Origin of the sequence: Kitasatospora sp. NPDC085879 (genome assembly GCF_040686255.1) — a bacterium.
GTDB lineage: Bacteria > Actinomycetota > Actinomycetes > Streptomycetales > Streptomycetaceae > Kitasatospora.
This window is the reverse complement of record NZ_JBFBJZ010000031.1, coordinates 66,588-90,296: the sequence shown is the minus strand read 5'-3', so window position 1 is coordinate 90,296 and position 23,709 is coordinate 66,588. Positions and strand designations below refer to the sequence as shown.

At 74.9% G+C, this 23,709-nt stretch carries 19 protein-coding genes and 2 pseudogenes; 12 read left to right on the top strand and 9 right to left on the bottom strand.

The annotated features are described in order from the left end of the window. Nucleotides 1–38: 38 nt before the first annotated feature. Nucleotides 39–221, bottom strand: coding sequence for an antitoxin (locus tag AB0P35_RS23515; protein WP_363513763.1), 183 nt, complete (start codon nt 219–221; stop codon nt 39–41). Between the two features lie 96 nt (nt 222–317). Beyond that, nucleotides 318–1,196, bottom strand: a complete 879-nt coding sequence (locus AB0P35_RS23510) for a hypothetical protein (RefSeq protein ID WP_363513760.1) — start codon at nt 1,194–1,196, stop codon at nt 318–320. Nucleotides 1,197–1,479: 283 nt separating this feature from the next. Here AB0P35_RS23510 and nhaA point away from each other — a divergent pair, with 283 nt between their 5' ends. The 6 genes from nhaA to AB0P35_RS23480 all read left to right on the top strand — a co-directional run bounded on the left by nhaA (nt 1,480) and on the right by AB0P35_RS23480 (nt 8,318). Further along, on the top strand, nt 1,480–3,309 hold the full coding sequence (gene nhaA, locus AB0P35_RS23505; RefSeq protein WP_363513823.1) for a Na+/H+ antiporter NhaA: 1,830 nt from the start codon (nt 1,480–1,482) through the stop codon (nt 3,307–3,309). Nucleotides 3,310–3,496: 187 nt separating this feature from the next. Continuing rightward, nucleotides 3,497–4,903 (top strand): MFS transporter, encoded by a 1,407-nt coding sequence (locus AB0P35_RS23500; RefSeq protein WP_363513820.1) that lies wholly within the window; start codon nt 3,497–3,499, stop codon nt 4,901–4,903. A gap of 115 nt (nt 4,904–5,018) precedes the next feature. Further along, complete coding sequence (locus AB0P35_RS23495) at nt 5,019–5,372, top strand: hypothetical protein (protein ID WP_363513757.1); 354 nt, start codon at nt 5,019–5,021, stop codon at nt 5,370–5,372. Between the two features lie 150 nt (nt 5,373–5,522). Then, complete coding sequence (locus tag AB0P35_RS23490) at nt 5,523–6,479, top strand: YihY/virulence factor BrkB family protein (RefSeq protein ID WP_363513817.1); 957 nt, start codon at nt 5,523–5,525, stop codon at nt 6,477–6,479. 18 nt (nt 6,480–6,497) lie between these two features. Next, nucleotides 6,498–7,337 carry a YhjD/YihY/BrkB family envelope integrity protein gene (locus tag AB0P35_RS23485; RefSeq protein WP_363513754.1) on the top strand — a complete coding sequence of 280 codons (840 nt, stop codon included), beginning with the start codon at nt 6,498–6,500 and terminating at the stop codon, nt 7,335–7,337. A 174-nt stretch (nt 7,338–7,511) separates the two neighbouring features. Then, entirely contained in the window at nt 7,512–8,318 is an 807-nt protein-coding gene (locus AB0P35_RS23480; protein ID WP_363513751.1) for a hypothetical protein, read from the top strand. Between the two features lie 62 nt (nt 8,319–8,380). On the opposite strand, the gene AB0P35_RS23475 is transcribed toward AB0P35_RS23480, so the two are convergent. From AB0P35_RS23475 to AB0P35_RS23465, 3 genes are all read right to left on the bottom strand, one after another. Continuing rightward, nucleotides 8,381–9,856, bottom strand: coding sequence for a S28 family serine protease (locus tag AB0P35_RS23475; RefSeq protein WP_363513748.1), 1,476 nt, complete (start codon nt 9,854–9,856; stop codon nt 8,381–8,383). A gap of 105 nt (nt 9,857–9,961) precedes the next feature. Next, complete coding sequence (locus AB0P35_RS23470) at nt 9,962–10,879, bottom strand: NAD(P)-dependent oxidoreductase (RefSeq protein WP_363513745.1); 918 nt, start codon at nt 10,877–10,879, stop codon at nt 9,962–9,964. Between the two features lie 104 nt (nt 10,880–10,983). Continuing rightward, on the bottom strand, nt 10,984–11,985 hold the full coding sequence (locus AB0P35_RS23465) for an endonuclease/exonuclease/phosphatase family protein (protein WP_363513742.1): 1,002 nt from the start codon (nt 11,983–11,985) through the stop codon (nt 10,984–10,986). Between the two features lie 365 nt (nt 11,986–12,350). Between AB0P35_RS23465 and AB0P35_RS23460 the strand changes: the two genes are divergently transcribed. Beyond that, the gene (locus AB0P35_RS23460) at nt 12,351–13,142 is read left to right on the top strand and encodes a peptidoglycan recognition protein (protein ID WP_363513740.1); all 792 of its coding nucleotides are present in this window, start codon (nt 12,351–12,353) and stop codon (nt 13,140–13,142) included. Nucleotides 13,143–13,192: 50 nt separating this feature from the next. On the opposite strand, the gene AB0P35_RS23455 is transcribed toward AB0P35_RS23460, so the two are convergent. Next, nucleotides 13,193–13,417, bottom strand: coding sequence for a hypothetical protein (locus AB0P35_RS23455; protein WP_363513737.1), 225 nt, complete (start codon nt 13,415–13,417; stop codon nt 13,193–13,195). A 98-nt stretch (nt 13,418–13,515) separates the two neighbouring features. Between AB0P35_RS23455 and AB0P35_RS23450 the strand changes: the two genes are divergently transcribed. The 3 genes and pseudogenes from AB0P35_RS23450 to AB0P35_RS23440 all read left to right on the top strand — a co-directional run. Further along, nucleotides 13,516–14,436, top strand: coding sequence for an aminoglycoside phosphotransferase family protein (locus AB0P35_RS23450; protein ID WP_363513734.1), 921 nt, complete (start codon nt 13,516–13,518; stop codon nt 14,434–14,436). 105 nt (nt 14,437–14,541) lie between these two features. Further along, a pseudogene (locus tag AB0P35_RS23445) lies at nt 14,542–15,087 on the top strand (ATP-binding cassette domain-containing protein); the annotation flags it as partial. Nucleotides 15,088–15,315: 228 nt separating this feature from the next. After that, nucleotides 15,316–16,410 (top strand): annotated as a pseudogene (locus tag AB0P35_RS23440) (ATP-binding SpoIIE family protein phosphatase); the annotation flags it as partial. 18 nt (nt 16,411–16,428) lie between these two features. Here AB0P35_RS23440 and AB0P35_RS23435 read toward each other — a convergent pair. After that, complete coding sequence (locus AB0P35_RS23435) at nt 16,429–18,159, bottom strand: SpoIIE family protein phosphatase (protein WP_363513731.1); 1,731 nt, start codon at nt 18,157–18,159, stop codon at nt 16,429–16,431. A 239-nt stretch (nt 18,160–18,398) separates the two neighbouring features. Here AB0P35_RS23435 and AB0P35_RS23430 point away from each other — a divergent pair, with 239 nt between their 5' ends. Continuing rightward, nucleotides 18,399–18,941 (top strand): GNAT family protein, encoded by a 543-nt coding sequence (locus tag AB0P35_RS23430; protein WP_095875929.1) that lies wholly within the window; start codon nt 18,399–18,401, stop codon nt 18,939–18,941. 75 nt (nt 18,942–19,016) lie between these two features. On the opposite strand, the gene AB0P35_RS23425 is transcribed toward AB0P35_RS23430, so the two are convergent. After that, on the bottom strand, nt 19,017–20,138 hold the full coding sequence (locus AB0P35_RS23425) for an aminopeptidase P family protein (RefSeq protein WP_363513728.1): 1,122 nt from the start codon (nt 20,136–20,138) through the stop codon (nt 19,017–19,019). A gap of 25 nt (nt 20,139–20,163) precedes the next feature. Then, nucleotides 20,164–21,519: a dipeptidase gene (locus tag AB0P35_RS23420; RefSeq protein WP_363513725.1), complete on the bottom strand. Its 1,356-nt coding sequence runs from the start codon at nt 21,517–21,519 to the stop codon at nt 20,164–20,166. A 637-nt stretch (nt 21,520–22,156) separates the two neighbouring features. Between AB0P35_RS23420 and AB0P35_RS23415 the strand changes: the two genes are divergently transcribed. Next, nucleotides 22,157–23,674 (top strand): alkaline phosphatase, encoded by a 1,518-nt coding sequence (locus tag AB0P35_RS23415; RefSeq protein WP_363513722.1) that lies wholly within the window; start codon nt 22,157–22,159, stop codon nt 23,672–23,674. The last annotated feature ends 35 nt before the right edge of the window (nt 23,675–23,709 follow it).

The window sequence follows — 23,709 nt, the reverse complement described above, 5'->3', positions numbered from 1 at the left end:
GGGTGACCGGGAGGCGGCCGCCGACGGCCGGAGCGGGACTACCGCTGCTCGGGTGGCTGCTCGCCGAGGTGCTCGTTGAGCTTCTGCTGTGCTGCGTCCACCTGGCCCTGGTACTTGCCCTGAGTCTTGGCGTCGACGGCGTCACCGGCCTTCTCGACACCCTTCTGGGCTGTGGACTCGTGCCCCTTCATCATGTTCTTGAGCTTGTCCAGCATCGACATCTGGCTTCCTCCTTCGGAGCTGCCGGTCCTCCCACCATCGCCGACCCGGGCGAGATCCACATCTCCAGCGCCGGCCCGGCAACGCGCGGGCCCCGCTCACGATGGCGCGGCGGCCTCCCAGTACCCGGGCACGGCATCGGTACGGCGCCGCAGATCCGTCCGCACCCGGCCCGCGAGCCGCCGGGTGTCCCGCCGGTTCAGCACCGCTCCCAACCCCGCCCCCACCAGCAGCGGGAACAGCGACGGCAGCTTGCGCAGCGTGCTCCGGGTCAGCCGCTTGCGGACCTTGCGCCGCACCTCGGTGCCCACCGCCAGCCCCGTCACCGCCGCCACCCCCACCGGGTGCGACGGCGCCACCGCGGCGAGAGCGCGCCGGTCGGCCCAGGCGTTCACATAGGCCGCCGTCCGCTGCGCCGGGTTGCCGGCGGCCGGCACCCCGTACACCTGGTGCAGCTCGGCGATCAGCTTGATCTCCACCGCCGCCACCACCAGCGTCTCCGCCGCCACCTCGGCTGCCATCGCCGCCGGCACCGGCAGCATCGCCGCCGCCCCCACCCCCGCCCCGACCGAGGCCGACGCCCGGACCGCCCCCGCCACCAGCAGATCCGCCAGCGCCTCCGCGTCCAGGGCCTTCGGATGCTGGGCCCGCAGCGTCGCCAGGTCCCGCACCGGGATCCGCGGCGCCGTCTGCAGCAGCCGCTCGGTCAGCGCCCGGCCGCCCACCCAGGTCACCCGGGCCGTCGCGGCACCGCCGCGGACCAGCAGCCGGACCGTCGACGCCACCAGCGCGCCCGCCCGGCCGGCCGCCCGCCGGCGCTCCGCCTGCGAGCCCTCCTCCATCTCCCGCGACAGCGACGCCAGCGCGTCCGCCGCCGCCTCCGGCGTCATCTCCGCCCCCGCCGCCCCCTCGCCCGGCTCACCCGGCTCACCCGGCTCACCCGGCGGCACCGGCCGTCGCCTCCGCAGCAGTCCCATGCCACCCCGTGTACCCGCCCCCCAGACCCGATACGCCGCACACCCCCCACCCGGCCCCACACAAGGCCGAGTCGAGCCACCCCAGGGGCGCGTAGGGGCACCTCCCGGCCGAAGGCCGGGGGAGAAACTGCGCAGCCCTGGTACGTGTCCCCCTGTGACCCCCGTCACCGCACCCATCCTCGGCGGTGCGCCGCACCGAACCCGGCTCCGGCGCGAGAATGATCGGGTGTCCGCCCCTTCAGAGCTGCCGCGCTACTCCGGCCAGACGTCCTGCGGTGCCGACATGCGCACCCCGCTACGGGACTTCCTCCGCACCGAGACCGGCAGCGCCGCCTTCCTCCTCGCCGCCACCGTCGCCGCCCTGGTCTGGGCGAACGTGGCCCCCGGGACGTACGACTCCTTCTGGGAGACCGTCCTCGCCGTGCGCCTCGGCGACACCGGGATCTCCCTCGACCTGCGCGAATGGGTGAACAGCGGCCTGATGACGCTGTTCTTCTTCGTCGTCGGGCTGGAGGCCCGCCGCGAGTTCGACATGGGCGAGCTGCGCGAGCGCCGCCGGATCGCGATGCCGCTGATCGCCGGGGTGTGCGGCATGGCCGTCCCCGTCGCGATCTACCTCGCCGTCAACGCCGGGGACGGCGAACCGGGCGGCTGGGGCACCGCGATGTCCACCGACACCGCCTTCGCCCTCGGCATGCTCGCCCTGTTCGGCAGCCGGCTGCCGGACGCGCTGCGCACCTTCATCCTGACCGTCGCCGTCGTCGACGACTTCGTCGCCCTGGGCGTCATCGCCGTCGCCTACAGCGGCAGCATCGACGTGCCCGCACTGCTGGCCGGTCTCGGCATCCTGGCGGTCATCCTGCTGGCTCGGGCCGCTCGCGTGCGTCGCGGGGGCGTGTACGGGCTGCTCGCGGTGGCGCTGTGGGTGGCTCTGCTGGAGTCGGGCGTCGATCCGGTCGTCACCGGCCTGGCGATGGGCCTGCTCACCTACGCCTACCCGGCGTCGCGCGGCGACCTGGAGCGCGCCAGCGACCTGTTCCGGCTGTTCCGCGAGCAGCCGACCCCGGAGCTGGAGCGCACCCTGCGGGCCGGCCTGGCCACCGCGATCTCCCCGAACGAGCGGCTCCAGCGGGTCTACCACCCGTGGACGAGCTATGTGATCGTGCCGCTGTTCGCCCTCGCGAACGCCGGCATCACGCTCGACGGCCAGCAGCTGACCCGGGCCCTGCACTCGCCGGTCACGCTCGGCATCGTGCTCGGCTACGTGCTGGGCAAGCCGGTCGGCATCGTCGGCGCGACGCTGCTGACCACCGCGTTCAGCCGGGGCCGGCTGCGGCCCCCGGTGGGCTGGGGCGCGGTGTCGGCGGGCGGCGCGATCGCCGGTGTCGGGTTCACGGTGTCGCTGCTGATCGCCACCCTGGCCTTCGACGGGCCGACGCTGGACGACGCCAAGGTCGGCATCCTGGCCGCCGTGGTCTGCGCCTCAGCCGTCACCTGGCTGATCACCCGGCTGATCGCGCTGATGCCGCGCACCGGCCGGATGCGCGCCCTGCTCGGCACCGCCGAGTCGATCATCGATCTGGCCGCCTCGGTCGACTCCGAGCGCGACCACGTCCGCGGCCCGGTCGACGCCCTGGTGACGGTCGTCGAGTACGGCGACTTCGAGTGCCCGTACTGCGGGCAGGCCGAGCCGGTCGTCCGGGAGTTGCTGGCCGGCGCCGGGGACATCCGCTACGTATGGCGCCACCTGCCGCTGAACGACGTCCACCCGCACGCCCAGGTGGCGGCGGAGGCCGCCGAGGCCGCCGGGCACCAGGGCGCGTACTGGGAGATGCACGACCTGCTGCTCGCCCACCAGGGCGCGCTGAAGATCCCGGACCTACTGAAGTACGCCGCGGCCGTCGGTGTGGACGGCGAGCGCTTCGAGCGCGACCTGCGGGCGCGGGTCGGCGCCACCCGGGTCGCCGAGGACGTGGAGTCGGCCGATCTCAGCGGCGTCTCCGGGACCCCGACCTTCTTCGTCAACGGGCGCCGGCACTACGGCGCCTATGACATCGCCGGGCTCAAGGAGGCCGTCCGGGCCGCCCGGGAACGGGCAGCCCTGGTCCGCTGACCAGGGTGCACCCGCCCGTTCGGGTGCACCCTGGTCGAAGGGGCGGAGCCGGTCCGCGGCGCACGCCGGACCCCGTGCCTCCGCCGCCGCAGCCGGAAGGAGGCCGCCCTTGGCCGGCGCAGGCCCCGGCACCGGGGGCCCGCAGCCCGACGCCCGGACGGGCCCCGCCGCCGGGCCCGCCGAGCCCGTGCCGCAGCGCTGGCGCGCCCTGGTGGTCTGCCTGATCGCCGGCTTCATGACGCTGCTCGACGTCAGCATCGTCAACGTCGCCCTGCCGACGATCCGCACCGGCCTGCACATGAGCCAGAGCGGCCTGCAGTGGGTGCTCAGCGGCTACGCGCTGGCCTTCGGCCTCGCCCTGGTGCCCGCCGGGCGGCTCGGCGACGCCCGCGACCGCCGCGCGGTGTTCCTCACCGGGCTGGCCCTGTTCACCGCGGCCAGCGCCCTCGCCGGCGCCGCGCAGAACGAGGCCTGGCTGATCACCGCCCGGCTGGTGCAGGGCCTGGCCGGCGGCATCATCGTGCCGCAGGTGTCCGGCTTCATCCAGACCTCCTTCCCCGGCCCCGAACGCGGCCGCGCCTTCGGCATGCTCGGCGCCGTCATCGGCATCTCCACCGCCGTCGGCCCGCTGCTCGGCGGACTGCTGATCGAACTCGCCGGCCCGCAGGACGGCTGGCGCTGGGTCTTCCTGGTCAACGTCCCGATCGGCCTGGCCGCACTGCCGCTCGCCCGCCGCCTGCTGCCGGACCCGCCGCCCCGGGCGGCCGGCCGCAGCGACCTCGACCCGGTGGGCGTGCTGCTGCTCGGCGTCGGCACCACCGCCCTGCTGCTGCCCTTCGTCCAGGAGCAGTGGCACCACCCCGCCCGCTGGCTGCTGCTGCCGCTGGCCGTCCTGCTGCTCGCCGGCTTCGCCGTCTGGGAGCGCCGGTACGGGCGCCGCCGCGAACCGCTGGTCAGCATGGACCTCTTCGACCGCCGCTCGTACGCCGCCGGCACCCTGCTCTCGCTGGTCTACTTCGCCGGGTTCACCTCGGTCTTCTTCGTGTTCACCCTCTACCTGCAGGCCGGCCTGCACTACAGTGCGCTGGCCGCGGGCCTCGCGATCACTCCGTTCGCGGTGGGCTCCGCGGTGGCCGCCGCGGTCGGCGGGCGGCTGGTCGCGCGGCGGGGGCGGCGGCTGGTGGCGGTCGGCCTCGCCACCGTCCTGGTCGGCCTGGGCGGTGCCTCCCTCGCCGCCCACCTCACCTCCGGCGACACCACCGGCTGGGCCACCGCGGGCCCGCTGCTGCTCGCCGGCGCCGGCAGCGGCCTGGTCATCGCCCCCAACCAGACCGTCACCCTGCAGGAGGTACCGGTGGCCCGAGCGGGCAGCGCCGGCGGCGTCCTGCAGACCGCCCAGCGGATCGGCTCCGCGGTCGGCATCGCCGTGGTCGGCTCGGTCTTCCTCGGGCACGCCGGCGGCGGCCCCGACGCCTGGACGGGCGCCTTCCAGCTCGGCACCGCGGTCTCCGCCGGCTTCGTCCTGGTCGCGCTGGTGGTCGCCCTCGCCGACATCCGCGGCCACCGCCCGGTGCCCCCGAGCGGCAGCCGCTGACCGGCCACTCGCCCCGGCCCGCCCGTCGCACCCGTGCGGCATGCTGTGCGGAGCGGTGCGCACCGGGGTGCCGCCGGGCGGGAGACCCGGTGGCCGTCGACTCCAGGGGGATCTCATGATGTTCGGCGCGTCGGACGAGTGGTGGGTCCTGCTGTTCTACCCGGTGGTCCTCTGGGTCCCGTTCGGGCCCTTCATCATGGGCGGGCTGGGGGTCTGGTGCGCCCGCAGGCCCGGGCTGTGGCCGCCGCGGCTGTGGTCGGTGCTGCTGCCGCTGGAGCCGGTGGTGACCCTGGGCGTCGTCGCCTGCCGGCCGGGGCGGCTGCCCGGCGACTACCTGCTCTACTTCGGTGTGTACGTGCTGGGCATCACCGTGCTGCCCTGGCTGCTCGGCTACGGCATCACCCGGACGGTCGGCGCCGTCCGCGCCCGCCGCGGCCGGCTCCGGGAGCCGGGCCCGGAGAGCGCCTGACCCCGCCCGGAGGTCGAACCCGCCCGACGGTCGGCCACGCCCGGACGGTTGGATCGGCTGCCGGCGGACAGACGTGCGGGCGTGGACGGACTTCGCAGACACACCCTCGGCCGCCGGCGGACCACCGCCCGGCCCGGCCCCGACGCCCGGGTGCGCCGACGCGCCCCGGACCGACCGACCCGGCTGCGCCGGCGCGGCTGGACGGACGCGCTGCGCCGCACCGGCAAGGAAGTCATCGCCGACGAGCTCTCCGACCGGGCCGCGACGCTCACCTACTACGGCGTCCTCGCGATCTTCCCGACGCTGCTGCTGATCGTGTCGCTGATCGGCCTGGTCGGCCGGTCCGCGACCGAACAGCTCCTCGACAACCTGCGCACCTGGACCCCGGGCCCGGCCCGGGACATCCTGCGCGGCGGCGTCGAGGAACTGCAGCGCGGCCACGGCACCAGCGGCGTCCTCGCCGTCCTCGGCCTGGCCGGTGCGCTGTGGTCCGCCTCCGGCTACATCGCGGCGTTCATCCGTGCCGCCAACCAGGTGTACGACATCCGGGAGGGCCGCCCGGTGTGGAAGCTGACGCCGCTGCGGCTGGGCCTGACGGTGGTGCTGATGCTGCTGCTCGCCGGCAGCGCGGTGATCGTGGTGTTCACCGGCCCGGTCGCGCGCCGGGCGGGTGAGGCGCTGGGGGTCGGCGACGCCGGTGTGCAGGTCTGGTCGATCGCCAAGTGGCCGGTCCTGCTGGTGCTGGTCGTGCTGATGATCGCGCTGCTCTACTGGGCCGCGCCGAACGTCCGCGGCCGCGGCTTCCGCTGGGTGTCGCCCGGGAGCCTGCTGGCAGTGGCGCTCTGGCTGGGCCTGTCCGGCGGCTTCGCCGCCTTCGTGGCGAACTTCGCCTCGTACAACCGGACGTACGGCGCGCTGGCCGGGGTGATCGTCTTCCTGGTGTGGCTGTGGCTCTCGAACCTGGCGATCCTGTTGGGGTTGGAGTTCGACGCCGAGCTGTCACGAGCCCGGGCCGTCCAGGGCGGTCTGCCGCCGGGGCAGGAGCCCTACGTCGAGCCGCGCTCCACGCAGACCTGGGACGACGCCGGGAGCGGCGGCGGCCCCTGAGCGGAGGGGAGGAGCCCGATGACCGGCGGCCGGCACCTGCTGCCGGGCTCGGGCCGACCAGAGCCCGGCGGCCTGCGGGCACGGCTGGCGGAGGTCGCCCGGGAGGTGTGGCGGCGGGCCCGCGAGATCGAACTGCTGCACCGCTCGATGGCCTTCGCCGCGCTCTGCTTCGTCACCGTGGTGCCGCTGCTGGTGGTCATCGCGGCGGCCTCGCCGACCAACGGCAGCGGGATCGCCGACTGGATGATCGACGGCCTCGGGCTGTCCGGCCGCTCCGCCGTCGCGGTGGACGAGCTGTTCGCCCCCCGCGGCGAGGTCGTCTCGACCACGACGGGCCTCAGCCTCGCCGCCCTCGCGGTCTTCGGCGTCTCGCTGATGGCGGCGGTGCAGAACGCCTACGAGCGGATCTGGCAGGTGCCGCCGGGAGCCTGGCACGCGGTGTGGCGCCAGGTGCTGGGCCTGGTCGGGCTGATCGGCTTCGTCCTGGTGGCGGCGTGGAGCGGCGTGCCGTGGCACGGCACCGGCGTCCAGCCGGCGCTGCGGGTCGCGGCCACCCTGCTCGGCGGGGTGCTCTTCTTCTGGTGGCTGCAGCGGCTGCTGCTGGGCGCCCGGGTGCCCTGGCGCGTGCTGCTCCCGGGGGCCTGTACGACGGTCGTCGCGCTGGTCGGGCTGCGGGTGTTCTCCCGGTTCGCCTTCGCCCCGATGATCGTCTCCAACGCGGTGTCGTACGGGGCGATCGGCACGGTGCTGGTGGTGCAGTCCTGGCTGATCGGGGTCGGCTACTGCGTGTACGCGGGCGCGCTCACCGGCGAGGCGCTCCACCGCCGGCCCACCCCGCGCCGCCGCGGCCCGCGCTGACGGCCCCGGGCCGATCGGCGGCGCGTCGACGTCGCGGACGGTATCGATCACGCCACAAGGAGGTAACGCGCGGCCCCTACGTTCGAACGGGTGATCGTTTGACCCCATACTTGATCTCCGCCGCGGACGCTTCGGCGGGGCGGCGTCCTGCCACTTCACCCGCAAGGAAGATCCATGCTCTCCACCCGCCTTGTCCGTACCGCCGCCGTCTGCGCGGTCCTCGCCGCCGGTGCCACCGCCTGCGGCAGTGAGGGCAAGCCCGCGGCCAAGGCCCCCGCGGCCCCGGCGCCGGCCCCGGCCTCCGCCAGCCCGGTCCAGACGCTCGACACCGAGAAGCTGACCGCCGAGGAGCTCTCGAAGCAGGCGCACGCCGCCATGTCGGCGCTGACCGCCCTGAAGGTGGACGGCAGCCTGACCTCCGAGGGCCAGAAGATCACCCTGCACCTGGCCGCCGACAAGCAGGGCAACTGCAAGGGCACCGTCTCCGTCGGCGACGGCCAGGTCGAGGTGGTGCACAACGGCACCGGCACCTGGATCAAGCCGGACGCCGCCTTCTGGAAGAAGATCGGCAGCGAGAAGGGCAACCCCAAGGCGGGTGCCATGGCCGCGGAGCTCTTCAAGGGCCGCTACCTCACCGGCGGCCAGAGCGACAGCAGGATCCAGGAGGTCGCGAGCATGTGCGACCTGATCAAGGGCATCACCCAGGACAACGACGAGGGCCCGCTGACCAAGGGCGCCGCCGGCACCGTCAACGGCGTGAAGACCTTCACCCTGCTCGGCACCGACCCGGAGGACGGCGCGAAGACCACCCTCCACATCGCCACCGAGGGCAAGCCGTACCTGATCCGCATGGAGGCGGCCGGCAAGGAGCCCGGCCAGATGGACTTCAGCGACTTCGACAAGCCGGTCACCGTCCAGGCCCCGCCGGCCGACGAGGTCATCGACTACTCGCTGTTCCAGCAGAAGCTGAAGACCGCCTGACGGTCCGTGCGCACCGCTGCCCCCGCCCGGTCGACCGGGCGGGGGCAGCGCTGCTGCCGGGGTCAGCCGGGCAGGCCGGGCAGCCGGTGGCGTTCGGTGCGGTCGGGGGTGTCGAGGGCGGGGTCGAAGGGCGCCGGGGTCGGTGCCGCCGCCGTCAGCCCCTGGCCGCCGGCCGGGGGGAGGCCGGCCCAGCGGAGCAGGGCGGCGGTCGCCGTGCCGCGGTCGGCCGGGTCGAGGGCGGCGATCGAGGCGCCGTGGTTGCCCTCGGCGACCGTCATCACATGGCTGTCGCGGGTGCGGCCGGAGACGCTGAACCGCTCGGCGCTCCACGGGTCGCGGCCGCCGTAGACGAAGAGGGTGTTGCGGGCGTTGCGGTGGATCCAGCGGTCGACGTCACGGGTGAGCCCGGGGTCGAAGCGCCGCTCGGCGACCTTGTCGGGGATGTAGTCCCACACCGAGAGCCGGTACTTCAGCAGCCCCTTGAGCTCCGGGTACGCCACCTCGGGGGCGCCCAGCTCGGTGGCCGCCTGGTAGTAGTACGGGGCGTAGTACGAGAGCGTCTGGTCGGTGTAGAAGGAGAAGCCCTCCACGCCGTCCAGCCAGTCCCACAGCTGCTGGTCGGTGGCGTCCTTGCCGGGTACGCCCGCGCAGTCGGCCTCGGTGCCGTACTGCCAGAACGCCCACGGCGTGTCGACGACCAGCGCCTCCAGGGCCTTGTCGGCGCTGCCCATGTACTCGGCCGAGAAGGTGTAGCCGTTGTCCTTGGCGTACTGCTCGTAGCGGGCGGCCAGCGCGGTGCGGCGGCGCAGCGCCTCGGCCTGGGCGTCGGCGAGGGCGGCCCGGCAGGCGGGGGTGCCGTTGCCGCGGATCACGTCCGCGTAGGCGCGGTCGCCGGAGCGGGCTGCGTCGTCCGGCGCGACGTAGGCGACGGTGCCGTCCATGTCGCCGGGGTGGAACCGCTCGTAGTGGGCGGCGTTCATGCCGCCCTTGCTTCCGCCGGTGGCGATCCAGCGGCCGGTGTAGAGCGACTTGAGGGCGGTGAAGACCGCGTGCTGGTCGGCGGTGGCCTGGCGGACGTTCAGGGTCGACCAGTCGCCGCCGGTGGCGGGCTCCGAGCCGTGGAAGAACCGGTACTCCAGGGAGACCTGGTTGGCGTCGAGCAGCCGGGTGGGCTCGGACCGGGACGGGCCCGGGTCGGCGGGCAGCCCGTACCCGCTCGCGGAGAAGACGGTCGGCCGGTCGAAGCCGCGGTGCAGCACGGTGAGCCGCTGCTGGAAGCGGCCGCGCCACGGGCGGTCGTGGTCGATCGGCTGGGTGTACGTCAGGACGAAGAAGCGGTACCCGGCGACGGGCTTCTCCTGGACGACGGCCATCCCCGGGATCGCCGCCAGCCGGTCCTTCAGGTCGGTGTCCTGGGCGGCGCTCGCGGCGGCCGGGGCCGCGGCGCGGGTGGGGACGGCCGCGGCGAACGCGGGGGAGGGGAGCAGGCAGGCGGACACGAGGCCTGCCGCGAGGGTGGTCCACAGGCGGCTGCGCAACAGGGGTCTCCCGGGGCGGCGAAGTCAAGCGACGGTGTAAGTACGTTTAACCCGCCGCACAACCTAGGGGCGGTGCGGCCGTGCCACAAGGCTTTTGACGAAATGTCATGTTCGCTTGTCCCGGGCCTCCCGAACCTCCAGGTCGTCCACCGGGGCGAGCGCGGCGCGGCGGCGCGAGGTCTCGCCCAGCGCGGCCAGGTCCTGTTCGCCGCGCCCGTGCGCCACCGCCTCCAGCAGCGCGTCGCGGAGCACTCCGGCGAAGGGCATGGGCACCCGGGCGGCGGCCGCGCCGTCCAGTGCCAGGCCGATGTCCTTGAGCCCCAGTTCGAGCCGGAAACCGGCCGGCTCGTACCGCCGTTCGGCGATCATCGCGCCGTACCCCGTGTACACCGGGCCGGGGAACACGGTGCCGGTCAGCACGTCCAGCAGGTCGGCGGCGGACAGCCCGCTCGCCTCGCCCAGCGCGGTCGCCTCGGACAGCGCCTCGATCGCCGAGACCAGCATGAAATTGGCGCAGATCTTGGCGGTGTTGGCGATCTCCGGCCGGTCGCCGAGCCGCCAGGTGCGCCGCCCCATCGCCTCGAACAGCGGCGCCACCTGGTCGAGCCGGGCCGCCGGACCGGCCGCCAGGATCGCCAGGTTCCCCGCGGCGGCGACCTCGCCGCGTCCGAGCACCGGGGCCGCCACGTAGTCCACCCCGTGCCGGGCGTGCAGCTCCGCCGCCCGGTGGGCCAGCGCGGGGGAGACGGTGGCCATGTTGACGTGCACCCCGGCCGTCGCCGAGGCCAGCACGCCCTCGTCCAGCAGCACCGACTCCACGGCGGCGTCGTCCGCGAGCATCGACACCACGGCCTCGCACCGCCAGACCCCGGCCGGGCCGTCCGCGGCCACGGCGCCGTCCGCGGCGAGCTCCCTCACCGGCTCCGGCGACCGGTTCCACACCGTCACCCGGTGCCCCGCGGCGAGCAGTTGACGGACCATCCCGCGCCCCATCGTGCCCAGACCGACGAATCCCACGTCCACCGCGCTGACTCCCTGCCCTCGACGGCCGCCCCGGCCCGAGCGGGCCCGGCGGGGGTGCACCAGTGATCGTAGACGCACGGCGCGGCTCGGACGGGCAGCCGCCGTCAGCCGGTGACGGCGAGCTCGGCGACCACCGCGCGGTGGTCGGTGCCGGGCAGCGCCTGCTCGGCGACGGTGACGGCGGCCAGCGCCTCGCCGTGCAGCACGTGGTCGAGCTGCAGCACGGGCGGCAGCACCGGACGGTCCGCCGGCCAGGTGCCGTCGAAGCCCCGCCCCAGCTCGGCATGGCTGTCGGTCAGCCCCGTGCCGAGCAGCCGCCGCATCGGCGTGTGGTCCAGGGTGGCGTTGAAGTCGCCGAGCAGGACGGAGTTCCGGGCCCGCCCGGCGGTGTCCGCACGGAGCGCGTCGAAGCCGTCGGCCCACTTCTGGGCGTCACCCAGCGGGTAGTAGGTGTGCACGGCGACGATCCGCACGGTGCGGCCCTCCACCGTCACCTCCGCCGACGTCGGCGCGGCCGAGAACGCGGCGTCCGCCACCCGGGTCGCGGACAGCGGCAGCCGGGAGTACAGCGCGGTGTCGGAGTACCGGCCCACCACCCGGTACGGCATCAGCTCCGGCATCCCGGCCCGCTCCAGCGCGGCCGCCAGGCCCGGGTTCGACTCCTCCACCGCGAGCACGTCGACCCGCTGCTCGCGGACCATCCGCACCAGCGCCGCCGGATCCACCTGCCCCAGGTAGGCGTTGCTGGTGGCGACCCGCAGCCGCGGCGCCGACGTCGGCACCCGGCCGCCGTCCCCGACGAACCGCGGCACCAGCCAGAACAGCTGCACCGCCGTCAGGCCGAGCGCCACCACGGCCAGCAGCCGGGCCCGCAGCAGCGCCGTCACGAACACCAGCAGCACGCTCAGCAGCGCCACGTAGGGCACACCGGCGACCGGCATGGCCATCACCGTGCCGTCGTCCAGCCCGCCGAGGCGCACCGCCACCAGCACGGCCGGCGCCACCAGCAGCAGCGCGCACACGGCCAGGACGAGCGCCCGCAGCGCCCGCAGCCACCGACGGCCCGGCCCGGCGGGCGCCGCAGCAGGAGCCTCGACCTCCGTCACAACACCGACCATCCGCCACCCTCGCCCTCCCCGCCCGCGCACCGGACGCCGCTCGCCCCGCCGCCGCCGGCGCAGGTGATCACCGACTGGAGACGCCCCGATCCGCGGGTGCGGTTCCCGCCGGGCGGCGGGCGGAGGGCCGGACCCGCCCACCGGACGCCGTCCGACCTGCTGAAACCGTCCCGGTCCCGGCTGCGCCGGGTGACCGTCGGACCTGCCGGCGGGCTGCCCGGTGCGACGGAGGGTCAGCCCGACGGTCGGTCAGGAGTTCGGACGGACCCGGTCGGCGTAGGGGGTACGGCGGACGGACCGGACACGCGGGCGACGAAATGCGGCGCGCACGGGCGGACCGTAGCTTCCCTGGCATGGACATCAACCGTCGTCTGGTACTGCGCCGCGCCCTGCAGGCCGTCGCCGCCGGGGCCGTCACCGCGCTGCCGGCCATGGCCCGCCCGCGCCGCTCGGTCGCCGCCGACGGCCCGTCCGCCGTCGTGCTCCCACCGTCCGCCCCGGCCCTGCCCGTCCCGGCGGCGCCGCCGATCGTGCTGCGCTCGACCTGGCAGTCCGAGGGATCGGTGCCGCAGGTGCAGTACGACCGGGCGGTGCGGGCGGTGCTCGTCCACCACACCGACGACTCGAACTCCTACGCCGCGGAGCAGGTCCCCGACATCCTGCGGGCGATCCGCCGCGACCACCTGGAGTTCCGCGGCTGGGACGACATCGGCTACAACTTCCTGGTCGACCGCTTCGGCCGGATCTGGGAGGGCCGGCTCGGCGGCGTCGACCGCCCGGTGGTCGGCGCCCACACCATGGGCTTCAACCGGGACACCGTCGGCATCGCCGCGATCGGCACGTACGACAGGGGCACGGAGGTCCCGCAGCCCGTCCTGGACGCGATCGCGCGCCTGGCGGCCTGGAAGCTCGGCCTGCACGGGGTGCGCGCGGACGGCCGCTCGGAGCTGACCTCCACCAACAGCGGCAGCCGCTTCCCGGTCGGGGCGACGCACACCTTCAACGCGGTCTCCGGCCACCGGGACGCCTTCTGCACGCTCTGCCCGGGCGAGTCCCTGTACACGGCCATCCCCGGCATCATCGACCGGGCCTGCCGGCTCCAGCAGGAGGCCGCGGCGGGAGCGACGGGAGCGGCGGGCGTCTGAGCCCGGCCGGCCCGCGGCCCCTCACACCGGCACACCGGTGCGGCCGCGCATCACACCGGCTTGGACGCGAAGAGCTCCAGGTGGCCGCAGGCCGGGCACCGGTAGGCGTCGATCTGCCACCGCTGCCTGCCCAGCCGCTTCGCCCCGCCGAAGACGCCGCGCTCCAGGGCGCCCGCGATCCACCGGGCGTAGCCGCGGGAACCCTCGCCGCTGTCCTCGACGAAACCCGGCTCCAGCCCGACGGTGCTGCACTGCGTGCACATCAGGTTCTCCACGCCACGGAGTGTAGGGGCCGTTCGGGCACTTGTGCGACCGTCTTCTCCCGGTCGGTAATTCCGTTGCCCGTCAAGGCCGTCGGCCCGACCATCGAGGGATGCCCGACACTCCGCCCGACGGCCGGGCCGGCATCGACGCCGCCCTGGTGACACGTCTGATCGCCGCCCAGTTCCCGCACTGGCGCGACCTGCCGGTGACCCCCGTGGAGGTCGACGGCTGGGACAACCGCACCTACCGCCTGGGCGCCGGGATGACGGTCCGTCTGCCCACCGCCGCCGGCTACGCGCCCGCGGTCGCCAAGGAGAACCGGTGGCTGCCCCGGCTCGCGCCCGCGCTGCCGGTCGCCGTGCCACCGGTCCTCGCCGTGGGGGAGCCCGGGGAGGGCTACCCGTACCCCTGGTCGGTCCGCGGCTGGCTGCCCGGCGGGACGGCCGACCGCGAGCCGATCCCCGACCTGCCGGCCTTCGCCGTCCAGGTCGCCGACTTCCTGCGCGCCCTGCAGGCGTGCGACCCGACCGGCGGCCCCGCCGCGGGTGCGCACAGCTGGTACCGCGGTGCCCCGCCCGCCCACTACGACGCCGAGACCCGCCGCTGCCTGGCCGCCCTCGACGGCGAGATCGACACCGCCCTGGCCGCCGAGGTCTGGGAGGCCGCCCTCGCCGCCGAGTGGGACGGCGACCCGGTCTGGTTCCACGGCGACATCGCCGCGGGCAACCTGCTGGTCGAGGCCGGCCGGCTGACCGCCGTGATCGACTTCGGCACCTCCGGCGTCGGCGACCCGGCCTGCGACCTGGTCATCGCCTGGACGCTGTTCTCCGGCGACAGCCGGGAGGCGTTCCGCCGGGCCGTCCGCCGACCCGACGCCGACTGGGCCCGCGCCCGCGGCTGGGCGCTGTGGAAGTCCCTCCTGATGACGGCGGAGCTGCGCGCCGAACCGAACCGCACCACCAGCCACCGCCGCGTCGCCGAGGCCGTCCTCGCCGACCACCTGCGCCACCGCCCGGCCCCCGGCCGGTAGCCCCGTCCGCCGCACCCCCGGGGCCGCGTCCCGACTCCGGTGGGGGCCACTCTGGCCGCCGCCGCGCGTTGGTGACACACCCCGGCCCGGCCACGCGGCAGACTCGTGCCACCAGCCGACGGATCGGGGACGAGTGGAGGTGGCCGGGTGGCCCGCGTGCCGCTGCTGTCGCTGCGCGGGATCTCCAAGCGGTACGGCACCCTGCAGGCCCTCAGCAACGTGGACCTGGAGGTCGCGCAGGGCGAGGTGGTCGCCCTGGTCGGCGACAACGGCGCCGGCAAGTCCACCCTGATCAAGACGATCGCCGGAGTCAGCGCCCCGGACACCGGCGTGATCGAGTGGGAGGGCCGGCCGGTCGAACTGCGTCGCCCCCGTGACGCCCAGCGCCTCGGCATCGCCACCGTCTACCAGGACCTCGCGCTCTGCGAGAGCCTCGACGTGGTCGCCAACCTCTACCTCGGTCGCGAGCTGCGCCGCTTCGGGCTGCTCCGCGAGATCGAGATGGAGAAGCGCTCGCGCGCCCTGCTGACCCGGCTGTCGGTGCGGCTGCCGAGCCTGCGCATCCCGGTGCTGGCGCTCTCCGGCGGCCAGCGCCAGGCGGTCGCCATCGCCCGGTCGCTGATCGGCCGCCCCAAACTGGTGATGCTCGACGAGCCGACCGCCGCCCTCGGCCTGGAGCAGAGCACGCAGACCCTGGACCTGATCCGCCGGCTGCGCGAGCACGGCCACGCCGTCATCGTGATCAGCCACAACCTCGACGACGTGCAGGCCGTCGCCGACCGGATCGCGGTGCTGCGGCTCGGCCGGAACAACGGCGTGTTCGAGGCGAAGTACACCACCCAGGAGCAGATCACCGCCGCCATCACCGGCAGTCACCCGATGGCCGTCACCCTGCAGCAGAGCCTGCTGCCGCGCGGCCTGCCCGAGCAGGACGCGGTCGACGCCGCCTACCGCTACCTGCCGGCGCACGCGGGCGTCGGCGGCGACTGGTTCGACGTCATCCCGCTCTCCGGAGCCCGGGTCGCCCTGGTCGTCGGCGACGTCGTCGGGCACGGCCTGCACGCCGCCGCCACCATGGGCCGGCTGCGCACCGCCGTGCACAACTTCTCGGCGCTCGACCTCGCCCCGGACGAGCTGCTCACCCACCTCGACGACGTGGTCAGCAGGATCGACCAGGAGGAGGCGGCCGGCGGCATGGAGGGCGCCATCATCGGCGCCACCTGCCTGTACGCGGTCTACGACCCGGTCTCCCGGCGGTGCAGGCTGGCCCGCGCCGGCCACCTGCCGGCCGTCCTCGTCCACCCGGACGGCACGGTGGAGATCCCCGACACCCCGGTCGGCCCGCCGCTCGGCCTGCGCGGGATGCCGTTCACCACGGCCGAGCTGGAGGTGCCCGAGGGCGCCCAACTGGTGCTGTACACGGACGGGCTGGTGGAGGCCAGGACCAGGGACATCGACATCGGGCTCGACCTGCTGCGCGCGGCGCTCTCGCACCCCGGCCGGAGCCCGGAGGAGACGTGCCGGGCGGTACTGGAGGCGATGCTGCCGCACCGGCCGGAGGACGACGTCGCCCTGCTGGTCGCCCGGACCAGAGCGCTGCCCGCAGACCGGATCGCCGAGTGGGAGGTGGCCGCCGACCCGGCGGCCGTCGCCGAGAGCCGGGCCCTCGCCACCGCCCAGCTGCAGCGCTGGAACCTGGAGCTGCTGGAGCCCGGCACCGAACTCGTGCTCAGCGAACTCGTCACCAACGCGATCCGGCACGCCGCCGGGCCGATCCGGGTACGGCTGCTCTACGACCGGTCGCTGATCTGCGAGGTCTCCGACGGGAGCAGCACCTCGCCCCGGCTGCGGCAGGCGTCCATCACCGACGAGGGCGGCCGGGGCCTGTTCCTCGTCGCACAGATCGCCGAACGCTGGGGGACGCGCTACACCGACACCGGCAAGGTCATCTGGGCGGAACAGAACGTGCCCTGACCGCCCCGACCCTCCTTCTCAGCGCTTGCGCACCCGGGCCGCGAGCACCGCGATGTCGTCCTCCGCCGCCTCCGGTGTCAGCGCGTGCAGGACGGAGTCGAGCAGGTCGTCCAGGTCGCCCGCGGCGGGCAGCCGCAGCGCGGCGAGCCGGGCCAGCGAGGCGTCGATGTCCTCGCCGCGCCGCTCCACCAGGCCGTCGGTGTAGAGCAGCAGCACCTGGTCGGGCAGGAGTTCGCGGGCCTGCTGCTCGTAGCCGCCGAATCCGGTGCCGAGCGGCGGCCCGGTGGGCACCGCGACCAGGTCGGTCGGCCGGTCCGCGAGGACGAGCGCCGGCGGCAGGTGGCCGGCGCTGGAGAACGTCCACCGGTTGCGGCCCGGGTCGGCCAGGGCGAGCAGGCAGGTCGCCGGGCGGGAGGACTCGTTCTCCGAGATCAGCGCGTCGAGCTGGCGCAGGATGCGGTGCGGCGGCAGGTCCATCCCGGCCACGTCGCGCAGCATCGAGCGGTAGGTGCTCATGTCGACGGCGGCCTCCACGCCGTGCCCCATGACGTCGCCCATCACCAGCAGGGTGCGGCCGAACGGCAGCCGGACGGTCTCGTACCAGTCGCCGCCGACCACCGAGCTGGTGCCCGACGGCAGGTAGCGGGAGGCGAGTTCGAGATTGGGGTGCGGGTTGCCGGGCTCGGCGAGCAGGGCCCGCTGCAGCTGCAGCGCGATGCCCTGGGAGCGGGTGTAGCGGCGGGCGTTGTCGATGCCGACCGCGGTCCGTCCGGCGAGGTCGCCGACGAGCACGGTGTCGTCCTCGGTGAAGTCCCGGGCGGACTCCCCGGCGCGGGCCAGCGACAGCACCCCGAGCGTGCGGCCCCGCGCGGTGAGCGGGACGACCAGGACGGAGTCGAGTCCGGCCGCCCGGTACGCGGCAGGTCCGGCCTCCTCCGCGGCACCGGGCCAGGCACCCTCCCGGACGGGGGCGGCGACCGGCGCGCCGGTGCGCAGGCTGCGGGCGACCGCCGAGCCCTCCGGGTGACGGACGGTCTCCCCGGCCCGGGCGAGCGGGGCGAGGAGCGGCCGCAGCGCGGGGGTGCAGACCAGGGCGGCGCGGTGCAGCCGCAGCGTGCCGGCCGGCACCCCGCGGTCGACCGCCTCCGGCGGCAGCAGCTCGACGGTCGCCAGGTCGGCCATCGCCGGCACGGCGAAGTCGGCGAGCTCCAGGCAGGTGGTGTCGACGTCCAGGGTGGTGCCGACCCGGCCGGCGGCGGCGTCCAGCACGGCCAGCCGGGTGCGGGCCTGCTCCAGCTCGTGCGGCAGGTCCGGCCCGGCCGCCGGCGGCGGCTCCTCCGCGGGGCCCAGGGCGGCCACCACCAGTCCGGCGGTCCGGCCGCCGATCACCAGCCGGCGGGCGCGCAGCCGCAGCCGGGGCACGGCGGGGTGCCCGGCGGCCGGCTCGCGCGGCCGGCCGTCGGACAGCACGGCGTCCAGGGCGGGCGCGGCGGCGGCCAGTGCGGTGCCGGCGACGGCCCGGCCGAGCAGCCGGTCCGGGCCGAGTGCGACCGTGCGGCAGAACGCCGGGTTGGCCCACCGCCAGCGCAGGTCGGGGCCGAGCAGGGCGAGGCCGACCGGGGCGTCGGTCAGGACGTGCCGGAGCAGCTCCTCGCCACCGGTCGCCAGGGCGGCCGCCGCCCGGTCGATCGAGGCCTGCGCGGCGATCGAGGCGTCGGCGGCGTCCCGGCCCGAAGCCTCCGCGTGCACCGCGCCTCCTCGGCCGTGTCGGCACCACACTGCCCAGGATCACGCGGGCCGGAGCCGGGCGCATCCACACCCCCGGCCCGGCCGGTGCGGGCGCCGCGTCGGCGTCGCGCGGCACGGCCGGGAAGCGCGGCAGCGCGCGCTCCCCGAGGTCGTCGATCGACACCTCGAAGACCCGGAACCCGTCGAGTCGATGCGTCAATTGGTTTGCCGCGGGCCGTCCCGTCGGATAGGAAACGTGCATGCTAAAGGGCAGCAAGATCGGGCTCAGGGCCCGACACGAGGAAGACATCCCGGTCCTGCGGGCCGAGCTCTACGACGACGTGGTCAACTCCTCGCGGGCCGAGGGCGGGCCGTGGCGCCCGATCACGCCCGGCTCGAAGGATCCGCGGCTCGTGGTCGACGACAAGGAGCAGGGCAGCGTCCAGTTCTCCGTAGTGGAACTGGAGGGCGGCACGCTGGTCGGCACCGCCGTGCTGTGGGGCATCGACAACCACAACCGGTCCGCGCACATCGGGCTGGGGCTGCTGCCGTCCTCTCGCGGCAAGGGCTACGGCACCGACGTGGTCGCGGTGCTGTGCCACTACGGATTCGTCGTGCGCGGCCTGCAGCGGCTGCAGATCGAGACGCTGTCGGACAACGCCGGGATGCTGGGCTCCGCCGAGCGCAACGGCTTCGTCCGCGAGGGCGTGCTGCGTTCGTCGGCCTGGGTGCTGGGCGAGTTCCTGGACGAGGTGCTGCTCGGTCTCCTTGCCGAGGACTGGAAGCCGGACCCGAAGTCCTAGGCCGCTGCCCGGGCCCGCCGCACGCGGCCGCCCGTCCGGGCCGGGGACGGGCGGACGGGCGGCGGTGGCGGGGTGTCAGGCGACGGCGCCCAGTTCGTGCGGGGTGTTGTTGAACCGCCGCCCGCCGTGCGGGGTGACGGTGACGATGTCCTCGATCCGGACGCCGAACCGGCCGGGCAGGTAGATCCCGGGCTCGATGGAGAAGCACATGCCGGGCACCAGCTCCTGCTTCTCGCCCTCGACCATGTACGGCGGCTCGTGCGTGGTGAGGCCGATGCCGTGGCCGGTGCGGTGGATGAAGTACTCGCCGAAGCCGGCTTCGGTGATGACGGCCCGGGCGGCTCGGTCGATCTCCTGGCACTGCATGCCCGGCCGGACGGCCTCGAACGCCGCCTGCTGGGCCCGCCGCACCACCTCGTGCACCTCCCGGACCTCGGCCGGCGCCTCGGCCCCGACGTGCACCGTCCGGGTGGTGTCGGAGCCGTACCCGTCCTTGAGGCCGCCGAAGTCGAGGACCACCGTGTCGCCCTCGCTGATGACCCGGTCGCCGGCCTCGTGGTGCGGGTTGGCGCCGTTCGGGCCGGAGCCGACCACGGTGAAGTCGACCTGGCTGTGGCCGTACTCGAGCAGCAGCGAGGCGAGGTCGGCGGCGACCTCGTTCTCGGTGCGGCCCGCGAACGGCACCTCCAGGATCCGCCGGTAGGTGGCGTCGGCGGCCCCGCCGGCGGCGGCGAGCCGCTCCAGCTCGTCGGCGTCCTTGACCGCCCGCAGCATCGGCAGGGACTGCGTCAGGGAGGTGTAGCGGCTGTCCGGCAGCGCCTCCTGGAGGGCGAGCAGGTGCAGCGCCCAGGAGGAGTCGGAGATGCCGTAGCACCCGGCCGGGTCGAGGGCGGGCGCCACGGCCTCGCGGTAGGGGTCGGTGCCGTCCGTCCAGTCGGTGAAGCGGACGGCGGCGGCGCCGGGGGCGGCCTCGGCGTCCGGACGCTCCAGCCGCGGCACCACCAGGACGGGCTCGCGGTCGGGTGTGAGCAGCAGTGCGGTCAGCCGCTCGGTGGTCGCGGTCGGCCGGTAGCCCGTCAGGTAGACGAGGTCGGGGCCGGGGGTGACGACCAGTCCGGAGAGTCCGGCCAGGGCGGCGGTCTCGACCGCCAGGGCCATCCGGCGGGAGAAGTCCTCGGTGGTGAACGGCGTGGGCATGGGTGCGGCCTCTCCGAAGGTGCGGTCAGGAACGGTCTGCGTAGTACCGCAGGAACAACGCCTCGACAAGGGCCATGTGTTCGATCTCGGACGGATCGACGCTCTCGTTCGGCGCGTGGATGAGGCAGCGCGGCTCCTCGACGCCCATCAGGATGATCTCCGCCTCGCGATAGGTGTCGGCGAGGACGTTGCACAGCGGGATCGAGCCGCCCTGGCCGAGGTAGGAGATCGGCGTGCCGTAGGCCCGCCGCATGGCGCGGTCGAGCGCCGCGTACGCCCGGCCGTCGGTGGCGGCGCGGAACGGCGAGCCGGTGCTCTCGGTCTCCACCTCGACCCGGGCGCCCCACGGCGCGGCCCCGGTCAGGTGGGCGGTGAGCGCGTCGCGGGCCGCCTGCGGGTCGGTGCCGGGCGGTACCCGCAGGCTGACCCGGGCCCGGGCGGTGGCCGGGACGGCGGCGGCCGAGCCGACCACCGGCGGGCAGTCGATGCCGAGGACGGTGACTGCGGGCCGGGCCCACAGCCGGTCGGCGACGGTGCCGGAGCCGGTCAGCGCCACCCCGTCGAGCACGCCCGCGTCGGCACGGAACTGCTGTTCGTCGTAGCCGACGCCCGGCCACATCCCGTCGCCGTCCAGGTCCTTGATCCGGGTGCCGCCGTCGGTGTCGCGCAGCGAGTCGAGGATGCGGATCAGCGCGGCCAGCGCGTCGGGGGCGGGCCCGCCGAACATCCCGGAGTGCAGGTCCCCGGCGAGGGTCCGCACGGTGACGACCACGTTGGCGAGGCCGCGCAGGCTGGTCGTGGCGGTGGGCACGTCGACCGCCGCGTTCCCGGTGTCGCAGATCAGCAGGGCGTCGGCGTGCAGCTCGTCGGTGTGCTGCCGCACGTACGCCTCCAGTCCGCCGGTGCCCTGCTCCTCCGAGCCCTCGGCGACGAACTTGATGCCGACCGGGACGTCCTCGCCGAGCGCCCGCAGCGCGGTGAGGTGCATGACGATGTTGCCCTTGCAGTCGGCGGCGCCGCGCCCGTACAGCCGGCCGTCGCGCTCGGTCAGCTGGAACGGCGGTGAGGCCCAGGCGGCGTCGTCCAGCGGCGGCTGCACGTCGTAGTGGCAGTACAGCAGCACGGTCGGGGCGCCGGGCGGGGGCGGGCGGTGGCCGATCACGGCGTGGCTGCCGTCGGGGGTCTCGGCGAGGTGGACGTCGTGCAGGCCGGCCTCGGTGAAGGCGGCCGCGACCCACTCCGCGGCCCGCCGGCAGTGCTCCGGCGGGTACTGGCGCGGGTCGGCCACCGAGGGGATGGCGACCAGTTCGGCGAGATCGGCCTTGGCACGGGGCATCAGGGCGGAGATCCGCCCGGCGAGGTCGTCGGCAGGATCGGACATGGCGGGCTCCCGGGGGCGCGGGCCGGCCGTGCCGCTGCGGCGGGCGGCACGGCCGGTCGGGTCAGGTGTTGACGGTCTTGCCGGTGTCGAGGTCGTCGAGCTAGTCGCGGGCGCCGGCGTCAGCCAGGTCATCCGGGGGCCGCCACCACCGTTGCGGCCGACGCCCCGGCGACCGGCCGGCCGCCCTCGTCGGCCGGGACGTCCATCGCGCTCATCGCACTCCCCTTCCGGCAGCAGAGGGCTGCCTCCTCACTCTTCGTGGCCGCGCCGGCCGGTGCACCCGCCCGGGCCCGTCCGTGTGACGACGCTCCCTCGGGCGGCCGAACACCGAGGGCGGCCGCGGTCCGGCCGGGGCAGCATGGGGGACGGGTTGTGCCCGGACGGCCGCCCCGGACACCGCACGGGGAGAGAGCGCCGGACGGGGCGGCGGGGCCGCCGAGCAGGGCGAGCGCACGGGCCGGGAGGCGTCCTCGGGGCGCCTACCGTTGACGCAGGGTCAGGTGTTCGACCGTACGTCATGTCCACGGCGTATTCGGTTCACTTCGTGCTCCTATCTTCACACCGCCCGGGGTGGTCCCCGGGTGCGCGCCGCGGCACCGACCTGCCGGGCGCGCCGATGTGTCGAGGAGACACCCTGATGCAGCGCAAGGCCTTGAAGGCCGCCACCGTGCTGGCACTCTCGGGCAGCCTGGTCGGCGGTGCGGCGGTCGCCGCACACTCCGAGCCGGCCGAGCACAGCGAGCGGCACGCGGAGATCCGCAACGTCATCTACCTGCTGGGCGACGGCATGGGCCGCACGCACGTCACCGCCGGCCGCGAGCGCTACTACGGCGCCGCCGGCCGTCTGAACATGGAGAAGCTGCCCTTCACCGGCGCCGTGGCGACCCACGCCGTCGAGAAGGACAGCACCCGCCCCGCCCTGGTCACCGACTCGGCCAGCTCCGCCACCGCCTGGTCCTCCGGTGTGAAGACCTACAACGCGGCGATCGGCGTCGACGCCTACGAGAAGAAGGTCGCCACCCTGATGGAGCAGGCCCACGCGGCCGGCTTCGCCACCGGCAACGTCTCCACCGCGGAGATCACCGACGCCACCCCGGCCGCCCAGTTCAGCCACGCCCTGCTGCGCGGCTGCCAGGGCCCGGTCTACTCCGACGCCGCCTGCCTGCCCAAGAAGGCCGACGGCACGTACGAGCCGGCGCCCGCCGACCACACCCTGATCACCCCGATCGCCGAGCAGATCGCCCGCAACGGCACCGCCGACGTCGTCCTCGGCGGCGGCCTCGCCCGCTTCGAGCCCGACGACCAGAAGGCCCTCCAGGCGCAGGGCTACCAGGTCCTCGGCAGCTTCGGCGACCCCGGGCTGCCCGCGCAGACCGCCGCCAGCCAGAAGGTCGCCACCAGGACCGACCTCGCCGCCGCCAAGGGCCGCAAGGTCGTCGGCCTGTTCAACCGCGGCAACCTGACGGTCGAGCAGGCCAAGGCCGGGCTGCCCGCCGACGCCCCGCAGCGCCAGGAGCCGACCCTCGCCGAGATGACCGACAAGGCCGTCTCGCTGCTCGCCAGGAACAACCGCAAGGGCTTCTTCCTGCAGATCGAGGGCGCGCAGATCGACAAGCGCTCGCACGCCAACGACGCCGCCCAGACCCTCGGCGAGGTCAAGGCCTTCGACGACGCGGTCGCCGCCGCCGTGGACTTCGCCAAGCGCGACGGCCACACCCTCGTGATCGTCACCGCCGACCACGAGTGCGCCGGCTTCAACATCATCGAGAAGGGCTCCTACACCAACGCCGAAGCGGCCGCCCCGCCGGCCAACGTGGACGCCGGCAACACCGCCAACAACAGCCGCCCCAGCCGGCCCACCAGCGGCGCCAAGGACCCGGCCCGCTCCAGCGGCATCGTCAACGGCGCCGGCGCCGGCGACCCGAAGAACTTCGCCCCGGCGACCTTCCGCACCCCCGACGACCCGGCCGGCGTCACCGACGGCACCGCCGACGCCAGCCTCTGGCTGACCTACCTGTCGGGCAACCACACCGGCGCCGACGTGCCGATCTTCGCCTACGGCCCCGGCGGCGACCGCTTCGCCGCCAGCCAGGACAACACCTCGCTGTACGGAAAGATGTACGGCGCGCTCTTCCGGAAGGCACCGCGGCACTGACCCGCCGCGCCACCCCTCGCCGGACCGGGGCCGGG